This is a genomic window from Bacillus basilensis (genome assembly GCF_050630465.1).
Lineage (GTDB): Bacteria > Bacillota > Bacilli > Bacillales > Bacillaceae_G > Bacillus_A > Bacillus_A basilensis.
Map to the genome: position 1 here is coordinate 384777 of NZ_JBNTQO010000001.1, position 18650 is coordinate 403426.

The 18650-nt window shown below is 31.7% G+C and carries 18 protein-coding genes and 6 pseudogenes; 19 read left to right on the forward strand and 5 right to left on the reverse strand.

Annotated elements, in window-relative coordinates:
* Nucleotides 1–82 precede the first annotated feature (82 nt).
* From ACQVV1_RS02020 to ACQVV1_RS02065, 10 genes and pseudogenes are all read left to right on the forward strand, one after another.
* Nucleotides 83–238, forward strand: a pseudogene (locus tag ACQVV1_RS02020) (pPIWI_RE module domain-containing protein); the annotation flags it as partial.
* Between the two features lie 325 nt (nt 239–563).
* Nucleotides 564–2834 carry a hypothetical protein gene (locus tag ACQVV1_RS02025; protein ID WP_431168624.1) on the forward strand — a complete coding sequence of 757 codons (2271 nt, stop codon included), beginning with the start codon at nt 564–566 and terminating at the stop codon, nt 2832–2834.
* A gap of 9 nt (nt 2835–2843) precedes the next feature.
* Nucleotides 2844–3110, forward strand: a complete 267-nt coding sequence (locus ACQVV1_RS02030; RefSeq protein ID WP_309260179.1) for an AbrB/MazE/SpoVT family DNA-binding domain-containing protein — start codon at nt 2844–2846, stop codon at nt 3108–3110.
* A 123-nt stretch (nt 3111–3233) separates the two neighbouring features.
* Nucleotides 3234–3428, forward strand: a pseudogene (locus ACQVV1_RS02035) (hypothetical protein); the annotation flags it as partial.
* A gap of 37 nt (nt 3429–3465) precedes the next feature.
* Complete coding sequence (locus tag ACQVV1_RS02040) at nt 3466–3669, forward strand: hemolysin XhlA family protein (RefSeq protein ID WP_309260180.1); 204 nt, start codon at nt 3466–3468, stop codon at nt 3667–3669.
* Complete coding sequence (locus tag ACQVV1_RS02045) at nt 3669–3908, forward strand: holin (protein WP_309260181.1); 240 nt, start codon at nt 3669–3671, stop codon at nt 3906–3908. The genes ACQVV1_RS02040 and ACQVV1_RS02045 overlap by 1 nt, the downstream gene beginning before the upstream one ends.
* Nucleotides 3905–4970 (forward strand): annotated as a pseudogene (locus tag ACQVV1_RS02050) (N-acetylmuramoyl-L-alanine amidase). Before ACQVV1_RS02045 ends, ACQVV1_RS02050 begins: the two are co-directional and overlap by 4 nt.
* Nucleotides 4971–5335: 365 nt before the next feature.
* Nucleotides 5336–5860 (forward strand): annotated as a pseudogene (locus ACQVV1_RS02055) (spore coat protein); the annotation flags it as partial.
* A gap of 373 nt (nt 5861–6233) precedes the next feature.
* On the forward strand, nt 6234–6434 hold the full coding sequence (locus tag ACQVV1_RS02060; RefSeq protein WP_048560569.1) for a hypothetical protein: 201 nt from the start codon (nt 6234–6236) through the stop codon (nt 6432–6434).
* Nucleotides 6435–6448: 14 nt separating this feature from the next.
* Nucleotides 6449–6901: a spore coat protein gene (locus ACQVV1_RS02065; RefSeq protein ID WP_048560570.1), complete on the forward strand. Its 453-nt coding sequence runs from the start codon at nt 6449–6451 to the stop codon at nt 6899–6901.
* A gap of 115 nt (nt 6902–7016) precedes the next feature.
* Here ACQVV1_RS02065 and ACQVV1_RS02070 read toward each other — a convergent pair.
* Nucleotides 7017–7491, reverse strand: a pseudogene (locus ACQVV1_RS02070) (restriction endonuclease).
* 36 nt (nt 7492–7527) lie between these two features.
* Complete coding sequence (locus ACQVV1_RS02075; RefSeq protein ID WP_309260182.1) at nt 7528–7728, reverse strand: helix-turn-helix transcriptional regulator; 201 nt, start codon at nt 7726–7728, stop codon at nt 7528–7530.
* 66 nt (nt 7729–7794) lie between these two features.
* Here ACQVV1_RS02075 and ACQVV1_RS02080 point away from each other — a divergent pair.
* From ACQVV1_RS02080 to ACQVV1_RS02100, 5 genes and pseudogenes are all read left to right on the forward strand, one after another.
* A pseudogene (locus tag ACQVV1_RS02080) lies at nt 7795–8161 on the forward strand (homoserine dehydrogenase).
* A gap of 308 nt (nt 8162–8469) precedes the next feature.
* On the forward strand, nt 8470–10857 hold the full coding sequence (locus ACQVV1_RS02085) for an RNaseH domain-containing protein (protein ID WP_431168535.1): 2388 nt from the start codon (nt 8470–8472) through the stop codon (nt 10855–10857).
* A gap of 208 nt (nt 10858–11065) precedes the next feature.
* Nucleotides 11066–11839, forward strand: coding sequence for a DUF3959 family protein (locus ACQVV1_RS02090; protein ID WP_242253417.1), 774 nt, complete (start codon nt 11066–11068; stop codon nt 11837–11839).
* A gap of 144 nt (nt 11840–11983) precedes the next feature.
* Nucleotides 11984–12400: a DUF3995 domain-containing protein gene (locus ACQVV1_RS02095; protein WP_242253418.1), complete on the forward strand. Its 417-nt coding sequence runs from the start codon at nt 11984–11986 to the stop codon at nt 12398–12400.
* A 318-nt stretch (nt 12401–12718) separates the two neighbouring features.
* Nucleotides 12719–13198 (forward strand): homoserine dehydrogenase, encoded by a 480-nt coding sequence (locus ACQVV1_RS02100; RefSeq protein ID WP_242253419.1) that lies wholly within the window; start codon nt 12719–12721, stop codon nt 13196–13198.
* A gap of 621 nt (nt 13199–13819) precedes the next feature.
* On the opposite strand, the gene ACQVV1_RS02105 is transcribed toward ACQVV1_RS02100, so the two are convergent.
* Complete coding sequence (locus tag ACQVV1_RS02105) at nt 13820–14005, reverse strand: hypothetical protein (RefSeq protein ID WP_242253420.1); 186 nt, start codon at nt 14003–14005, stop codon at nt 13820–13822.
* 214 nt (nt 14006–14219) lie between these two features.
* Nucleotides 14220–14396, reverse strand: coding sequence for a hypothetical protein (locus ACQVV1_RS02110; RefSeq protein WP_162840209.1), 177 nt, complete (start codon nt 14394–14396; stop codon nt 14220–14222).
* Nucleotides 14397–14627: 231 nt separating this feature from the next.
* Here ACQVV1_RS02110 and ACQVV1_RS02115 point away from each other — a divergent pair, with 231 nt between their 5' ends.
* Nucleotides 14628–14831 (forward strand): hypothetical protein, encoded by a 204-nt coding sequence (locus tag ACQVV1_RS02115; RefSeq protein WP_063223516.1) that lies wholly within the window; start codon nt 14628–14630, stop codon nt 14829–14831.
* A gap of 343 nt (nt 14832–15174) precedes the next feature.
* Here the strand turns inward: ACQVV1_RS02115 and ACQVV1_RS02120 are convergent, their stop codons facing one another.
* On the reverse strand, nt 15175–15387 hold the full coding sequence (locus tag ACQVV1_RS02120; protein WP_063223515.1) for a hypothetical protein: 213 nt from the start codon (nt 15385–15387) through the stop codon (nt 15175–15177).
* A 295-nt stretch (nt 15388–15682) separates the two neighbouring features.
* Between ACQVV1_RS02120 and ACQVV1_RS02125 the strand changes: the two genes are divergently transcribed.
* The 3 genes from ACQVV1_RS02125 to cypA all read left to right on the forward strand — a co-directional run bounded on the left by ACQVV1_RS02125 (nt 15683) and on the right by cypA (nt 18633).
* Nucleotides 15683–16687 (forward strand): DUF1835 domain-containing protein, encoded by a 1005-nt coding sequence (locus ACQVV1_RS02125; RefSeq protein ID WP_431168536.1) that lies wholly within the window; start codon nt 15683–15685, stop codon nt 16685–16687.
* A 146-nt stretch (nt 16688–16833) separates the two neighbouring features.
* Entirely contained in the window at nt 16834–17238 is a 405-nt protein-coding gene (locus ACQVV1_RS02130) for a hypothetical protein (protein WP_242253423.1), read from the forward strand.
* A 159-nt stretch (nt 17239–17397) separates the two neighbouring features.
* The gene (cypA, locus tag ACQVV1_RS02135; RefSeq protein ID WP_309260186.1) at nt 17398–18633 is read left to right on the forward strand and encodes a cytochrome P450; all 1236 of its coding nucleotides are present in this window, start codon (nt 17398–17400) and stop codon (nt 18631–18633) included.
* Nucleotides 18634–18650 lie beyond the last annotated feature (17 nt).

Sequence of the window (18650 nt, forward strand, 5' to 3'; positions counted from 1 at the left end):
TATATTCAGCCGCGATGCGTGAGTGTCGTGGCTTTTGTGTTTCTTATTGAGCTCGGTATATTTGCTGGGTTGATTGGTGATACAAAATATTTGTGAGGCTATGTCAGAGCCTATTAAAGATGAAAATACACAAGATTATTTCGCCTACGTATATCGGTTCGAGTATATAACGCGCGGAGGAGAGAACATTCCATTATTAAATGTTTCAATAGGAATTCGGAGATTTTATCAAACGTTTTACTGAAAATGAATCTAAGATTACTCAAACAGAAAAAGAGATCAGAACACAAATTGAAGAATTGAGTGTTACGAATAAAAAAGTTAATTCGCAAGGAAATACGATTGATGAAGTTCAAAAGAAAACAAATGAAATTGTTCAAGATGCTAATGGGACAAAGCAAACGATTACTGAAATACAAACTACAATGGAAAATCAATTAGCTACATCGCGAAACTTACTAGATAACTCAGATTTTGAAGCTGATTTAGAAGGCTGGAAGCTCATGAGTGGAGCCAATGTTAAAGCTACTGTTGGCGCATTTGCTGAGGTAAATAATTCTGAGATGCCTGGTTTTAATAAATATGTGAAGATTGAAAGAATAGGTGAAACAGGTGATATATGGATTTATAAAGATTTGCAAATACCACTTGGAGATGGAATTATTTCTATGTGGGCAAGGTTTCAAACCAATGATTCTAAGAGCGTACCAGCTTTAGGGGTTAAGGATAATGCAGATGGGTTAACGGGTCAGCCTGGTGTTAAATACTTCATAAGTAATGTACCAGGAGAAATGAGAGATGGTAAATGGAATCAGTTCCATTTAAATTGCAAAATTGAGCATGGGAAAGTACGTGTTTATTTTGGGAAACGTCAAGGAACTCCTGTTGGATCGGTTGTTTATATAACAGGTGTAAAACTTGCTCAAGGTAATATGAAAGACAGTTGGTCTAAATCACCCGGGGACATCACAACCAATACAGAGTTCAAAAAGAAGACTGCTGAAATTATTACGAGCGTTGATAAGGTTAGTTCAACTCTAACAGAGACAAATAAACAAGTAGTAGCAGTTGAAAAGAAAGCTGATAGTGCTCAAAAGTCTGCTGATACAGCTAATGAACAAATAACTACAACGAATAAGAAGGTTTCTGACGTATCACAAACAGTAGATGGATTAAAAGTGAATATATCAGATATCTCTAAAATTCAACAAGGGCATGCAACTGATTTACAACAACATAGCTCTAAAATAGATGCCAATGCGAAAGCTATTCAAACGAAAGTTGATAGTCAATTTGTCGAGGAATATACAGGTGGATTAGGTAGTACTCAGCTGTTAAGGGATGCTGAATTCACTGATGGATTCAAGTATTGGTATAAATCTAATAACGCAAATTTCTCTGCTGAAGTAGATGCAACTAATCTATATAACAGTAGTCCATCAATGCGTTTAAAAGGAGTTAATCAGACGGCGGACGTTAGTACAAATGTGACATCAACTACTAAGATACCTGTTACGCCAGGAGAAAAAATTACAGCTTCTGTAGCGCTCTTTACAAAAAAGTTAAGTGAACATATCAATCCTTATCTAACGTGTGCTGTTGTTTGTTGGGATAGTAATAATCAACAACTAACAGCGATGGGGTGGAATACTAAGGTAGCAGATAATACTTGGACGAAAACATCTCATACAGTAACAGTTCCAGACACAGCTGTAAGAATGGAATTACGTGTATACGTAACGAGAAACGGGGAATTATGGTTCTCTAAGCCGATGATACAACGGGATGAGGTAGCTAGTTACTTCACATTACATCCTAAAGATTACACTGACTATGACAAGTTAGTTGATGATATAGCGAGTCGTGTTTTAACTGAGGATTACGATAAGAAAATGACACAAATGAATACTCAGTTTACCCAGACTTCTAAAGCGCTAGAATTAAAAGCAGAAGCGAGAAATGTTTATACAAAAGATGAAGTCGATAGTAGAAGTGATGCAATAGTAGAAACTATGAATGCTCAATCTAATGTTCAGGCTTTTGAAATAAATTCGAAGGTGACCAAAGGAAGTATTATTTCATCTATCAATCAAACAGCAGAAACTATTAAAATTCAAGCAGGTAAAATAGAGTTAGATGGAACAACTATAGCAAAGTATCTAGAAGCGCAGGAACTTAAAGGGACTACAATACGAACAGACAATGGTTCGAACTACGTTCACATTCAAAAGCAATTTATTCGCCTGATGGAATCAAATTTAAACAGAATGTATTTCGGTTACTACTGGAATAAAAGTGGAAGAATGCAACCTACAATTTTGCTTCATGAGAATGTTAATACTAGTAGATTTTCTGATGGGACATTAGCAATCTCACAACAAAATCTTGGAAGTTATTATACGGGAAGTATAGGAATAGCAAAAGGGGAAACAGCTCCCGGCGATACATATTATCCAAGTATGATTTACCTCAATTCAAATGGGAATACTCATTTATTTGGAGATAATAAGACAACAATTACGGGTGAAATGGGTATAGATTTTCGTTCATTTCGACAAGTAATTACTTTTGCAAGCCTTATCCGTTTAGAAGCTTCTGGTAATATGGACATTTTATCAGGAGATCGTTTATTTGTAAGAGGAACAAACGGAATAACTTTCAATACTAGTGGGGCAGTTTCATTTAATATTCAGGTAAGTACACAAGGAATAAATATTGTTGGCAATGGCCCGGATTCTTTAGGAACTATCAAATATATGAATGGAAATAAAGGATGGGGTGCTTATCTTCACATAGGTTCACAAGGGTGGGCATTTATTAACATTTCATTATAGGAGGTATTTATGGCATATCAATACTTAGGAGTAACAGTAACAATTTCTGAAGACGGTTCAGTAAAAGTACCGTTAGATAAATTATCCGATATTGGCGTTAAACCTGGTGATGTAGTTGAGATTTTCTCAGATCATGACCAGGTTTATTTGCGTAAAACAGATACATTTTGTGAGTTGTGCAAAAAGAATGCTCATTTGCATAAGTTAGGCACATTAAATGTGTGTTCTGATTGTTTAACTAACTTACAGCAACAAGCAATACAAGTATCACAATAATAGACAGTGCGAAAAAGTGTGCATAAGCATGCTTTTTTAATTTAATCGAAAGGAGCGTAGCCAATGAACAACCAAACATATGAAATCACTATAGATACAAAAAAATCTCATTGTCATTCTAATGAGGATATCAAAAATCATAAACCACCAACTCTTAATGAAACAGAAGTACCAATAGCATTTGCAGCACCTATACAAGATAAACCAGATTATGAACATGAAATTAATAAAATCAAGCAAGTCATTCTAAATTTAGGAGAGCAAATTGTAGATTTGCACAGTAGAATAGCTGATTTAGAGAACAAAGAGCAGGTGTAATTAACTGGTCTTTTTATTTTGAAATGAGGTGTTCAAAATGGAAAAATGTAGAGAGTGTGAAGAAAGCAAAACAAAGATGCAAAACGTAGAGATACGACTTGCTGTTGTAGAAAGTAAAGTAGCAAAGATTGAAGAAAATATTGAGAAAATACTCAACAATACTAATTGGCTTGTTAAAAGTATTGTTGGTGGTATTATCGCAGCTGTTCTCGCCTTCTTCTTGAAAGGAGGTGGCATGTAATGATTGAAATAAGCGTAATAATTGCTGTTGTAGTTGGTTTTTCACAAATCGTAAAAACAATTGGATTACAAACAAAATACGTTCCGTTATTAAATTTAACGCTTGGCATTGTGCTAGGCGTTTTATTTTTGGACGGAAATATCAAAACAAATGTATTTCAAGGAATCATCATCGGACTGTCAGCAAGTGGATTATTTGACCACACAAAAATTATGAAAAAGGATGTTGATGTTAAATGAAAAAGACAATGAAACATATTACCTCGTTTCTTATGATTCTAGTACTTGCTGTTTCGTTTGCAACAAGTGCTTTTGCGGATAGAATACTTATTATTCCTGATTTACCGAAACAACCATACCGTAATGGTGTAGGTGTTTATGAGGGTGTTGTAGCACATTCTACAGCAACACCAGAAGCACCAGCTATTAATATTCAACAATATGATTCGCGTACATGGCGTTCAGCATTCGTACATTATGCAGTTGATTGGAATGAAACAATCCAAATTGCTGATACGAAATATATTGCTTATGGTGTAGGACCAGGAGCAAATAAACGATTTGTTCACGTAGAATTATGCGAAACAAGAGATTATGAGAAATTCAAACGCAGCTATGATAAATACGTGAAGTTATTAGCTAAAATTCTTCGTGATCGTGGATTATCTGTAGAAAAAGGACTATGGACTCACTACGATGTTACAAAATATCTTGGCGGAACTGATCATGAAGATCCACTTGATTACTTAAAGTCTCATGGCGTTTCAGAAGCTCAATTCCGAGCTGATGTACAACGCGCATACAATAAACTCTAGCGTGGAAGTTTCCGTGCCGGAGAAGCCATCTAAACCAGCAGAAGTTCCAACAGCTGTAACAGATGGAATTGTTTTTATTGAAGGCTACAACGTGAATTTACGTAAAGGACCATGTACAAGCTATTCTAAGATTCGTCAGTTAAACAAACCAGAATCTTATATTGTATGGGGCGAAAAAGATGGTTGGTTAAATCTTGGCGGTGAACAATGGATTAAAAATGATTCGTCTTATGTGAAGTTTAGTAAAAAAAGTACAGTAGATTCCTCTGTTGTAGGTAAGCGTGTTGTTTCTAAAGTTAATAATCTACGATTCTATGATGCCCCATCTTGGCAGGATAGAGACGTGGCTGGAACTGTAGATGTAGGATTAGGATTCACAATTGATGCAAAAATAAGTGTCAATGGTTCACCACAATACAAAGTGCACAACAGTAAAGGGAATATATACTATATAACGGCAAATGAAGCATATGCATATGTGAAATAATGACAAGAAGTAGAAGTAAAGATAGAATATTAAGTTACTTGTCCAAACAATTTTTTTTAAAACACATAAAATGCTATTAGTTAGCCAATATTTTTATATTGCTAATTTTTTAGATTAAAAGGGGTGATTTTATGTGTGAGTGTGAAGTTTGTAGAAGAAAGAGAAACCGGAGTCCATTAAACCGGGATTCTGAACCAAAAAACCAGGACTCTGAGCCAAAAAACCAGGACTCTGAACCAAAAAACCAGGACTCTGAACCAAAAAAACAGGATTCTGAACCAAAAAACCAGGATTCTGAACCAAAAAAACGGGATTCTGAACCAAAAAACCAGGATTCTGAACCAAAAAAACGGGATTCTGAACCAAAAAACCAGGACTCTGAACCAAAAAACCAGGATTCTGAACCAAAAAAACGGGATTCTAAACCAAAAAACCAGGATTCTGAACCGAAAAAACGGGATTCTAAACCAAAAAACCAGGATTCTGAATCAATAAATTCTTATTCATTTATTAAAAATGCTAATCTTTTAGAAGAAGCTATACAAACAGATGAAATTGATCAAGTTTCTGAGGAATATATTGAAATAGTTGATTCGGCAGATGTCCAAGTTACTACTACAGATACAAAAGCTGCGCTATCTATCCAAGCAGCATTACAAGCAGCAATTGTGGTTGTAGTAAGTATTTCTATAGCAGATAGTGAAAAAGCCGATAAAATAACACAAGAATTATTTCAAAAATCATCTATTAAACAAATTAATAGACAAAGGACACTTATTAAAAATTCCAGAAATGTATCCGTAACAATTACTGATACAGATATTGCAGTGAATATTCAAATCCTTCTTCAAGTTTTATTAGCTTTATTAGTTAAATTAAACATTTTATAAAGTATTTAATCCTGTTTATATTAACTATAAGAGTTCACTCTAGGTAAATATTTGCTTTGGTGTAGTATGTGGTACAAGCTTGGACTCCTCATTATGACTGGATTAATATTCAAGATTAATGTGAAAGTAAGTGTAGGTAACCACACAATATCAAAGGTGAAATATACTATGTAGCAGTAAAGGAAACTTATGTATATGTGAAGTAAATGAAAGTTGTCTTCGTATTAGAAGACAGCTTTTTGCTTTTATTGGAAAAAAAGAAGTGAAAATAAAAGATTAAGTTACTTGTCCAAGCAATTCTCATCAAAATACATATAATGCTGGTAGTTATTTAAAATTATTATTGTAAATTTGATTGGAGTGAATATTGTAAATGGATGATTTAAACAAATTTTCTTCCTTTAAATTTGATAAGGATCAAAAGAATATAATTATAGACCTTTTACTCTCAGATATTCTTAATAGGCATGGAATAAATGAAGAAAAGATAAAAAATTTAGCGCCAGAAAAAAAGCAGCAAATTAAAAATATTGTTTCTGAAATACAATCGCAGGTCAATAATTATTTGGATTGAAAGGGGGTGATCTCATGGGCAAAGAAGGCCGTTCAGATGAAAATAAAAAGTGGAGTGCATTAGACTCTTCAAATCCTCATCCGTCTTTTAAAGATGCTAACGTTTCAGAAGGAGCTGCACAAGAAAGTAAAACTTACCAAATCTCAGAAGAATCTATCAGAATTGTTGATTCAGCAGATGTACAGGTTACTACTACAGATACAAAAGCTGCATTATCTATCCAAGCAGCATTACAAGCGGCAATTGTAGTTATTTTAAGTATTTCTATAGCAGACAGTGAGAAAGCTGATCGCGTAGCACAAGATTTGTTTCAAAAATCATCTATTAAACAAATTAATAAACAAGAAACTGTTATTAGAAATTCTAGAAATGTTTCAGTTACGACTACTGATACAGATATAGCGGTAAATGTTCAAATTCTTCTTCAAATTTTATTAGCTTTATTAGTCAAATTAAACATTTTATAAATTGTTTATCATGTTCTTTAAATGTAGTGATTTTTTATTGATGAATATCCAATGTTTTAATTGTGGTACAAGCTTATGAAGTAAAAATAAGAGCCGTCCTATTGGGTGGCTTTTTTTAGGTTGTCTCAGAATCCATCATATTAATAAGAGCATCACCATCGATTAATTCAATGTTCTTATTAGCTGCATATTGCCTTGCGTTCTTATTGAAATGACTTAGTGTAACCGAAATACCCTCCAACTGCGTCAGTATCCACAATGGCACTATGAAGCTTCTGAATAAAAGGTCTGCCGATGGAGTTCTTTGTATAGCGTTTCACCCCAACGAATTTCATTTCTTTCCCTTTATGAATGATGATGTCTTTTCCACCATCATTAGAATCAGAAGTTACTTGGACTTTATAACCAAGAGAACGAAAGACATCGGCTACAAAATATTCAAATTCCCTCGGATCCATTACTTCTAAATTACTACGAGTTGCACTTCTTTTGATTCGCTCGGTTCTAATTTCTTCAGGTGTTATGTGTGGACTTTTTGTTATTGCACCGATTAGAAAAACAATTACAAGCAATGCTATTGCCCAAATCATGCAATTCACCTCAGTATGAGTATGTCCGAATAATGATTATTCTACTTCATCATCTTCAATCCAAATTTCTTCTAATTTCATTTCCAGTGCACGAGCAATACGATAAGTGACAGGTAATGATGGGAGTCCACCTTTTAATAAATTTGTCATTGCAGAATTACTTATATTAGCTTTCTTTGCAATATATCCATATTTGATGCCTTTTTTATCAAGGATTTGTTTTAATTGGCTTCGCATAATTTCCACATCCATTTTAAATTTTTGCTTGTCCATATAAATATTTTGAGGAATGAATTTAATAAAATGAAATGTACAGTAACATCTAAAAAAAGAAAAAGAATCTATTATCTCATTTACAATTAATTTATCAAAATATGAAATTAGATAAGCTGTATCCTCTTCCAGTTGCTTTTAATAATAAATTATTGGAGTGATTAGAAAAAGAATCTCTACATACTATTGAGGATGGTGTAACATGTCTACATTTCATGTTAGATATGAATTATGAGAAAATAAAACAATATGATCGAGTACAAGTAGGTCATTTGTTCCATTATTGCAGTCTTCCATTTGTCTTGCTGATTGTGTTTGTTTAACAGGATTTGTATTAGGTTTACTAGGAGCAATTTCATTTGGAGGATTAATGTTATCTATATGTTCAATTACATAGTGGTTGATATTTGTAAGGAGAGCACCGACTTAAGGTGTTCTTTTTTAGTTTTATTGTAAAGTTACTGTAAATGATAAATACAATACATTATATGTATTGTATAATTCTAATGTATTAAAATAATGATTAAGGAGGTGCTGTATATGATAACTACTTTTAATTTTTAAAAGAGTCGTTTTGGTAATGTTTTATTTGGATAAATAGTTTTTACTTTTCTTTTAAATACTTGGTTTAAATTGATTAGATTAAGTAATTGTTTTTCTAGTTTTTGTTAATCAAGAAAAATGAAGAAAGGAAGTAATCATTTTATGAAAAAATTAAAGTTGTTAACATTTGATAATATAATAGAACCTCTTTTAAACGAAAGCGTATCATTTATATATTTCCCTATTGAATGGCTCGATATTGTAGAGATACATTATAAAACATTTTTATTAACGAGTAAGTTGAAACGATTGAATGAAAGATTATATGATATGTTTTCTGATATATTATTTATTCAGCATAATCCATATGTATTAAATGAAAATACACCATGGATTGTATCGAAAGAACCTATTAGAAAAGAACAACTCGATTATATTTTCCAAAGTTGGTATGAGGTTATTCATGATTGGAAACCTAATAAATTAATAGAATCGCCAAAATATGAATGGCATTACGATTTAATTTCTAATTTAACAGTTCTACATGATAATGAAATATATGCTAAGTGGGTGCCAGCTTTAATTTCACATATTTTTTGTGAACGTCCTATACAATTAGAAAACATAAACGAAGAAGAGATATCTTTTTCTCCACTTAGATCACAAAATATTTGTGAGGCTATGTCAGAGCCTATTAAAGATGAAAATACACAAGATTATTTCGCCTACGTATATCGGTTCGAGTATATAACGCGCGGAGGAGAGAACATTCCATTATTAAATGTTTCAATAGGAATTCGGAGATTTTATCAAGATTATAACCATCCAGACATTCCTTTGCTGTTAAGACGAAAACGGGGTATGGTATTAATTTCTACTCCAGAATTTGCATCGAATAATAAAAAGTCACGGTTTGTAAAACTAAAAGTACAACAAGCTACAAACGGTATAAAGTGGATCAAGATATTTAGAAATTTAAAAGAGGATTTTCATATAGGTGGAGAAGTTGAATTAGAGCATATTCTACAATATCCGAAAGATTATATGCTAGGGGCAAATATTAGGGTGTTGCTTCCATACAATGAGAGAATATATAAAGTTCAAGGTACTAAAATAAAACCAGGTATAAAAGTAAAGGAAAGAGAGTATCTATTTAAAGGGTTTCAGCAAAAATTTCCCTACTTCAGATTACTATCAGAATGTAAAAGGATAGCAATAAATAATGAAAATGAATTATTCCCTTTAATTGCTCCAAAAGGATTAGAGACTATAACGTTAGAAATATGGTCTGAAAAAATATCGATGGAAGTAGAACAAGCATTATTTGAAAGTGAAATTGTGATAGCGCAAATTGGTGAGTCATCATATGTATTACATACAGATTCTCCAGTATTGTTAAAAATAGTAAGGTATAATATTGAAAAATTATTGCAAAACCCATATAAAATGCAATATTGTCAGAAATACAAAACAAACCTAGTAGAGGATGTTATGAAAGCGGTTTATGCTACTGCAGGTGAGCGAAATGATGCGACATTGGCGTTAATTGCAATGGAAAATTGTGATGGGCGTGAAAAAATTGATCCAAAGCAAATCGTTAGAGAAGGGTTTGCACGAACAAACCGTATTTCGGCATTTATTAATTTATTTATAGGCCAAAGTGTATCTCGTAAAACAATTATAAATTGTATTCTTAGTTTATTAGAACAAAGAGGATTTTTGAAACGTAGTTGGAATAAGATAAATTTACCTTGTACATATGTTAATTTATCAATTGAAAGAATCTCGAAATTTGATTTCTTACCTATTATTTCACAAATAAAAGGAAAAGAAATTTCATATAAATTATATGGGAATACAGAGTGGCAAACGATTGATCGTTTATTATTAAATATAAATAAACATAATATCTTTTTACCGCAGCCTTCAAAAAGAAATGACATGGGAATTCAATTTAAACAATTTGTTTCTGAAACATTAACGGGAATTTTACAATATGCAAAAGAGCAAAATGAGCAAGTATATTTCATTATAGATGCGAGTTTAAGAAAACATTGGATAAAAGAGTTACAAAATAATAAAATTGATATAGATACTTTCCCTGAGATTGTTCCGGATGTGTTAAAGGTTCCAAACTTAAATATTATTAGAATAAATACATCTTTTGATGTACCAACATACGGTGCAATAGAATGTGAGGATGTACTCGATTGTACGAGTTTATATGTAGATCCTAAAGGAATGTATTATAGCACTGGTGAGTATTCGTTTAATGGTAGTGAAACATTGCAGCGATACATACTCGAAATTTTACCGCTAGGTGTAAAAGCTGTAGAAAAGAATTATATTGCCAAAATGGTACATTACATGTGCTGTAATTCAAGTATGCTTTTGGAAAAGAATATACACATGCCGTATTCCATGCATATGGCGAAAGTAATAAAAAGCTATATGACTGATATAGATGCAAGAGAGTTTAAAGAGTTTGATGATGAATTGGATGTAGATATAATGAAAATAGAAAAGAAAGATTCAATTATGCTTCTTTAAATAATAGTAGACAAATCCTGTTCATTATATCGATCAGGATTTGTCATTTTTTCATGTAAATAAGGATATCTTTTGTCATGTATCTTTTCTTTTACATATTTACTTTATTTACATACAGGATTAAGATGTTTTTTAGAAATAAAAAACTACATCAAATGGAAAAGCAGTATGAATTGATTCAAAAGAAATTTGAAAGGAATGAGGAATTGTGAAGAAATTAGATGTGCTATTAATGTTATTGAGCGGCCTCTTTCCAGTTGCAGGAATTATAAAGCAAATCCCACTAGAACAGTCTTTATATATTGGAGGCCTTTTATTTTTTACTAGTTTCGGTAGTTATTTTGCGAAAAAAATATATTCACGCATATGTAGCTGGATAGCGTATGCTCCATTTATAACACTACTGTTAGTCATTTGGCATCAAGATATTTCAATAAGTTCAATAATAGCGAACGCGAAAATTGCCGCTTGTGTCGCTTTAATTCCGTGTCTATTCCGTTTTCGTACATATGGACTTACATTCGGTTTAGTCTCATTATGGGCTGCTTTACTATGGGATATTAAAGAAGTACAGTCATTAGTCATACTTGAACGTATGTCGAGTTTAAGGACGAGCCATTACTTATATATTCTCCTTTTAATTGGGGGACTTATATTAGGTGGGTTACTTGCGATGTTATTGCACCGAAAAGAGGAAGATAATAATAAAGAAAATATTAATCTATTTAAACAAAAAAAGAAAAGAAAAAGACTATTATTTAAGATTCGTCTTCCAAGATTACCAAAATTTAAGATGAAGTTATTTAAGTTTGGTGGAAAAGTATCAAAACGAAAAACACCAGAAAAAATACGTGAGCATAATTACGAAGAACCAGCTCCAGCTGCAACATATGAAACGCCAGAGCAAATACATCAATATAAAGAAGGTACTGTTCAAGGGCAAACGAGGATGGAACGTCGTAGAAATAGGTATAATGCATAAGAAATTTCAGTAAATCCTTTAATGATTTATCATTGAATTGATGAACCATTAAAGGGTTTTTATGTAATTAAATATAAATTGCTAATTAGGAATTCATAGCATAATCTAAAGTTGGGGACTTAAATAAAATAATGGGAGGACAAAATGCTTATTATTACATATTTTGCCGTCTGCATATTATTCTTAGCTAGCTTTTTACATGTTTACTGGGCTTTTGGAGGTAAGTGGGCGACGAATATTGTCATTCCAACAAAATCTGGAGAAAAGGCGTTTACACCAGGTTTAGGAGTGACATTGTTCATTGCGTTATTATTAAGTATGGCAGCAATGATTTTATTGCAACAAACAAATATAGTTCATTTTGCATTTCCTAATATTATTGTTCAAATGGGATCCTGGGTTTGTATGGTTGTTTTTTTCATAAGAGTAATTGGTGAGTTTCGTTATTTTGGTATTTTTAAACGCGAAAAAGATACGCATTTTGCTAGAATGGATACCGTTTTATTTATACCACTTTGTGCATTTCTATCTTTATCCTTCTTATTAGCAATTATAACGTGAATATATAAATATATGGGTATTAAATAAGTGGTCTCTGTGCAATCAGAAGCCGCTTATTTTGTGTGGTTACATTTTATTGCAAAAATATAACCAACAATATTTTAATACTGTATTACAAAGTAAAGCGATGTATACAACTCTAATTAAGAGGATGGATTGCTTCTAGTTGGTAAGCAGTGAAAAAATTATTACAATAATGTAAGGTTTATGTAATGATAATCGATAGTAAATTAAAGTGTTTGAGTGTATTTTTAATATGGTTTAAAAGTACTGTTTATCTATAAGGATAAATAATATTTAATTAGGAAGTGTAATTAAATGATTGAGATTAAATCTATTATTCATTCATACAAACTAAAGAGAAGAATAGCTAGGGATTTATACGGCACCAGGGATGAATTGACGCTATTATTAAATGAATTTAATAATATGAAATGTACAGTTGTATCTGAAAAAAAGGAAAATTGTATGCTAACTCGTTTACAATTAATTTATCAAAATATGAACTTAGATAAACAGTTTCCTCTTCCCCTTGCTTTACATAACAAGTTTTTGGAGCGATTAGAAAATGAATCTCTTCAAACTATTGAGGGTTGTATATCGTCTCTACATTTAATGTTAGATATAAATTATGAGAAAATAAGACATTATGGATCGAGCACAAGTAGGTCATTTGTTCCATTATCGCAATCTTCTATTTGTCTTGCTGATTGTATTTGTTTAACAGGATTTGTATTAGGAGTACTAGGAACAGTGACATTTGGAGGGTTAATATTATCTGTATGTTCGCTTACATAAAGAAAAAAGAACACTCACTTAAGGTGTTCTTTTTTAGTTATTTAGAAGAGCTTCTGAGATAGGAAACATTGATTCAAATGTATAAGTTCATTTTTATCATGTTGTGTAACTTAAAAAGGAAAGTATCAGAAAATGCTTATTTTGAATGAATATAAACAGCGACTATTTGGGATCCGTATTAGAATGCTTAGAATTGGTCAAAAAATGTCGGGTGAAATGTAAATAAAAAAGGACAAGCAGTCGTATCTGCTGTCCTTAAAAGGAGAAAAGTCTTTTGATAAAGAACTACGAATAAACAGAAAAACTGCTTGTAATTAGTTTTACCCTAAATATACATGTCTATACAAAAAAGGATAAGTAAAAAATACTTATCCGAGGAAGGGAAATCCAAAACACCAAAATGGCTTGCATTAGTATGCAGGTTCAAAAGTAGTATATGTAAAACGAAAAATCTCATACAAAAGCAGACAAGTAAAAGTGTTGTTTGCTAGAGAATCTAATGAATGAGCCAACTTTTCACACTTCTTTTCCCATGTCAAGAAGATAATGAATAGTACACAATTACGCGGAATATAAAAGGGACATAACTGAAAGGAAAGAAGTGGGATATACTTTTGGTTTCTATGAATGATGTATTTTCTTCATTTTCTTTGTCCCAAAAATACAACTAATAATTGCGAGTAATGCATTTGAAGAAATGAAATTTACGGTCCAATAAATTCCTGTTCCAGCAATTAAATCGATAATAATAAATTTTTTAATTGCCGAACCTTTTACTACATAAAAAACAAATTGATTGTTATTCAATGCTTTCACATCCCTTATCTTTTTTTTAATATATGACAAGGCATGCTTGTTTTAGTCTTAATGTTAATAAACCAATATGACTTAGAAGAAGCTAATAAAGCAATTATAAATAAAGGATAATTATTGGAAGTTACATTCTTAACTTCAGTGAAAAGAGTTCAAAATTATAATTTTTCCTGCGTTACTGATAAAATATTATATTTTACTAAAGGGTTTATGCGGAAAATTTGATAAAAAATTCTTTAATTAAAAGTATAATTCCAAGCAGAAACAAGACTTCAATAGAGAACCAAAACATACTTTTTTGAGGCTTTTTAAATTCCATAATAATAGATGAAAACAAAAAAATAGCAATAAGTATGATAATTAAGAGGCGAATTATATCAGCCATTAATAACACTCCTAATATTTAATCAATACTATTATATAATTCTTTCTAAAGATGTAGAATGCTAGAAACGTTTGATTGTAATTTTAATAAAAAGAATAAGAGGTGTAGATTGGCTGTTTTTCTTAAAGTCATTTTAAACGTGTTATGGGATGTGATAAACCATACTTTAATAAAAAAGGATGTAAGCGTATTCTTATCGAATTATAGATAATTAAGAGAGGCGGTGACACTATGAAGTATGTAAAAGTCAGTATGAATGGTGGAAGTGAGCACAAATTCTCAATGACTTTAGAACGATTTGAAGAACTTATTACTACAGAGAAAGGGTTATTAGAAAATAAATTAGTTTGTATTGAAAATGTAATGATTAATCCTACTAATATATCTTCTGTAGTTGAAAAAATTGGTGTACCTGCTAAGTTTATGGAAGTTTAAAGGTGATTAGAGAAAAAACATCCATGGGGATGTTTTTTGTTTATAAATAAAGCAATTTTACAATGTAAGAATGAGCAGGTTTTATTAGTAATAATGTAGGAAGGCCTTTTATAGCGAGTTAGTTATCCAATGTGTATGTATGTATCTGGCATCTGGATATTGTGTTTTTTTATGCACAATATAATAAGTACAAGCATATAGTATGTAATAGGACAAGATCTTCGTGTCCGAATCAATACTCAGAAAAAACCTCTAATCACACTAGGGCATCCAATAGCAGGGTGCTCTTATTTTTTATGAAAAATGTAGCTCTACAACGGTTTCGTTTCAATTATAGTTTTCTTTAACCTTTGATTTTAAATTTATCTTTTACGTTAATAAATATTAAGAATAAAATGATAGCAATAATTAAATTAGACAAATAGAAATTTTGGTGAAACAGTAGTTCAAAGATAACATCAAGTGTATATAAGAAAGCCACAGCAGGTAATATACAAATAAATATAAATCTCCAATTTTTTAGATAATGTTTATAAGTAGTAAGTACTTTCTCCATTAATATTGCTCCTGTAGTTTTTATTTTCTATATAATTATACATTTAAATAAAAAGATTTACAAAGTATTTAAAATTTATTTAGCAACTATTGTGATTTCGTGTGATTGATAACGGGGAAGCGAAAAAATATTTTAGGTCTATAGCTTGAGGAGGAGATGGAGAAAGATTTTATTAAAAACTTAGATAGCTGCATAAATCAGTGTAAGAAATGATTTGACTAAAAAGCTTTTAAAGAACGATAGTAAAATGATACACTATAATCTACGTTATTTTGAAATGAATAGAGGGATTTACGTGATAGATAAAATTAAAAACGTTGTTGAGGATATGTATGAAGATGAAGCAAAACACTTACTTCAAAGTATTCTAATACAGTTAGATGTATTAGACGGGAATTATAACGAAGATATGATAAAAAATTTAACGAGTGTTCCTAAGCAATTAACGAGTGATACAACTCAGGAAAAGAACATAAGAGAAAGTATACACATTCATATCGCTTTTGATGATTCAACAGCCGGTTGTTTAAAATATATGTTGAAACAGGAAGGGTTACTCGAGGAGAGTGTGGTTTCATTCTCTGAATTCTTTTCAATTGGGTCAATACATCAATTACATACAAATGAAGGTCAATTAGCAAGAAAAGAGTGGTTATTAAACAACTTAACCGCTTATGATAGCTATTTTGAAGATGAGTATTTACCAAGATTTATAGAAACTATAGAAGAACTACACACTATTCCTAGTGAAACGCCTATTACAATTTGGAAAGCAAATAACGCACATGAACATGTAGGTCTATGTTTTGTATTGACACAATTAAAAGATAAGAAAAACATTCGAGTTATTAATACGTCTGAAGCAAGTAAAGAAATATTAAAACAAGAGTATGATATTCGTGGAACTGGAGAATTAGCGCCTGAAAGTTTAGCTCTAATTCAAAAAAGTTTTGTAGAATTGCCTTATTTAACTGTGGAGAAACGTATGCAGTTTGAACATGAGTGGGATAGTCTATCGAAAAGTACGGAATTTTTAAGAGTTTGGACAGACAATGAAGTGCATTCTGTACAAGAAGATTATTTTGATCAATTTATAATTGAATGTGCGAAAAGTGTAGGTGCTGATCAAGAATTTCTAAAAGCTCCGAGAGTAATTGGTGAAGCACTTGGTCTTGTAGAGCAGTTAGTTGGCGATACGTTTTTAGAATATCGCTTAAAGGAATTAATTAAACAAGAAGTATTTGAATTTATAGGTTCACTAGATGAAATGCGCTTTTATAGTGTGAAGTTAAGGAAATAATAAATACATTTTATGTTTAAAAACCTCGTATTATTAAGAATACGAGGTTTTTAAATTGAAGTTGGGCTATAACATAAGCTTCCTTTAGAGGGCATATCACATATGAATGTTAAAGGTACTGAATGAAAAGAAGGTGATTTGTTAATATGTATAACCAACAAAATTATCCATATGATCAAGCGATGTATTATCAACCACAAAACTACGGATATGAATCTACAAATGAAGTGAGAAATATGGAACAAGAAGATTATAGACCAGATGATGCGGAAGATGCTCCAACGTCACCACCACCGTCACAAGCTCCATCATTACCATCTACATTTGCTTCTCCAGCACAAGCAGGTAATATGAAATCATGGATGTGTAACTGTTTAGGAAGATGGGGATATTTACGTTTACATCGTCCTGGAACTTTCGGAAGAGACTTATGGTTCTTTCCGACTGAAGTGAGAAGAAACGGAGTATCAGGTTACACTTGGCAAGGTGGTCGTCGTCGTAAAGTAAGTTACCGCTATCAACAAATTAGTAATTTTATGTGTTTCGCATAAAAAAAGTGAGAGAGTAAAATTATTTTACTCTCTCACTTTTTTTATTTTTCAATATACGAAGTAAGATTTTGATTAAAAATTAACAATTTTCACGTTTTTATTAGAGTATAATGCATATGTTGGTTGGTTTTCAAAAACAAATGAGAGTGAGGGAATACAATGTCAATGAAAAATAAAGTTGGGCTAAGAATAGAGGATGGCATTAATTTAGCTTCAGCTCAGTTTAAAGAAGATGCGTATGAAATCTATAAAGAATCTAGAAAAATGCAACCTATCTTATTTGTGAATAAAACTGAATTAGGTGCAGAGTGGCTTATTACAAGATATGAAGATGCTTTGCCACTTTTAAAAGATAGTCGCTTAAAAAAAGATCCGGCCAATGTCTTTTCTCAAGATACATTGAATGTGTTTCTTACTGTTGACAATGGTGATCATTTAACGACGCACATGTTAAATTCAGATCCACCAAACCACAATCGTTTACGATCACTTGTACAAAAAGTTTTCACACCGAAGATGATCGCGCAATTGGAAGGAAGAATTCAGCATATCGCAGATGATTTATTGAACGAAGTCGAGCGAAAAGGTTCATTAAACCTTGTTGATGATTATTCATTTCCTTTACCGATCATTGTGATAAGTGAAATGCTTGGCATTCCAAAAGAGGATCAAGCGAAATTTAGAATTTGGTCTCATGCTGTCATTGCTTATCCAGAAACACCAGAAGAAATAAAAGAAACTGAAAAGCAACTATCTGAGTTTATTACATATCTTCAATATTTAGTTGATATGAAACGAAAAGAGCCGAAAGAAGACTTGGTTAGTGCTTTAATACTTGCAGAGAGTGAAGGGCATAAACTTAGCGCTCGGGAACTATATTCAATGATAATGTTACTAATTGTGGCAGGACACGAGACAACGGTAAATTTAATAACAAATACAGTATTAGCACTTCTTGAAAATCCGAATCAATTACAGTTATTAAAAGAAAATCCAAAATTAATTGATGCAGCTATTGAAGAAGGATTACGATATTATTCTCCAGTTGAGGTAACGACTTCAAGATGGGCAGATGAACCTTTTCAAATTCACGACCAAACAATTCAAAAAGGGGATATGGTTGTCATTGCATTAGCTTCGGCAAACCGTGATGAAACAGTATTTGAAAAACCAGAAATATTCGATATTACTCGGGAAAATAATCGTCATATTGCCTTTGGACATGGTAGCCATTTTTGCTTAGGAGCTCCACTTGCTAGGTTAGAAGCAAAGATTGCTATCACTACTTTATTTAAACGAATGCCTGAACTACAAATAAAAGATAACCGTGATGAAATCAAATGGCAAGGTAATTATTTAATGCGTTCTTTAGAGGAATTACAATTAACATTCTAGAATATTTATTGTAAGAC

Bases quoted from the DNA above. Each gene is read 5' to 3' on its own strand.
- ACQVV1_RS02025 (WP_431168624.1), top strand. From the start codon at position 564: ATGCCTGGTTTTAATAAATATGTGAAGATTGAAAGAATAGGTGAAACA.
- ACQVV1_RS02030 (WP_309260179.1), top strand. From the start codon at position 2,844: ATGGCATATCAATACTTAGGAGTAACAGTAACAATTTCTGAAGACGGT.
- ACQVV1_RS02040 (WP_309260180.1), top strand. From the start codon at position 3,466: ATGGAAAAATGTAGAGAGTGTGAAGAAAGCAAAACAAAGATGCAAAAC.
- ACQVV1_RS02045 (WP_309260181.1), top strand. From the start codon at position 3,669: ATGATTGAAATAAGCGTAATAATTGCTGTTGTAGTTGGTTTTTCACAA.
- ACQVV1_RS02060 (WP_048560569.1), top strand. From the start codon at position 6,234: ATGGATGATTTAAACAAATTTTCTTCCTTTAAATTTGATAAGGATCAA.
- ACQVV1_RS02065 (WP_048560570.1), top strand. From the start codon at position 6,449: ATGGGCAAAGAAGGCCGTTCAGATGAAAATAAAAAGTGGAGTGCATTA.
- ACQVV1_RS02075 (WP_309260182.1), bottom strand. From the start codon at position 7,728: ATGCGAAGCCAATTAAAACAAATCCTTGATAAAAAAGGCATCAAATAT.
- ACQVV1_RS02085 (WP_431168535.1), top strand. From the start codon at position 8,470: ATGAAAAAATTAAAGTTGTTAACATTTGATAATATAATAGAACCTCTT.
- ACQVV1_RS02095 (WP_242253418.1), top strand. From the start codon at position 11,984: ATGCTTATTATTACATATTTTGCCGTCTGCATATTATTCTTAGCTAGC.
- ACQVV1_RS02100 (WP_242253419.1), top strand. From the start codon at position 12,719: ATGATTGAGATTAAATCTATTATTCATTCATACAAACTAAAGAGAAGA.
- ACQVV1_RS02110 (WP_162840209.1), bottom strand. From the start codon at position 14,396: ATGGCTGATATAATTCGCCTCTTAATTATCATACTTATTGCTATTTTT.
- ACQVV1_RS02115 (WP_063223516.1), top strand. From the start codon at position 14,628: ATGAAGTATGTAAAAGTCAGTATGAATGGTGGAAGTGAGCACAAATTC.
- ACQVV1_RS02120 (WP_063223515.1), bottom strand. From the start codon at position 15,387: ATGGAGAAAGTACTTACTACTTATAAACATTATCTAAAAAATTGGAGA.
- ACQVV1_RS02130 (WP_242253423.1), top strand. From the start codon at position 16,834: ATGTATAACCAACAAAATTATCCATATGATCAAGCGATGTATTATCAA.
- cypA (WP_309260186.1), top strand. From the start codon at position 17,398: ATGTCAATGAAAAATAAAGTTGGGCTAAGAATAGAGGATGGCATTAAT.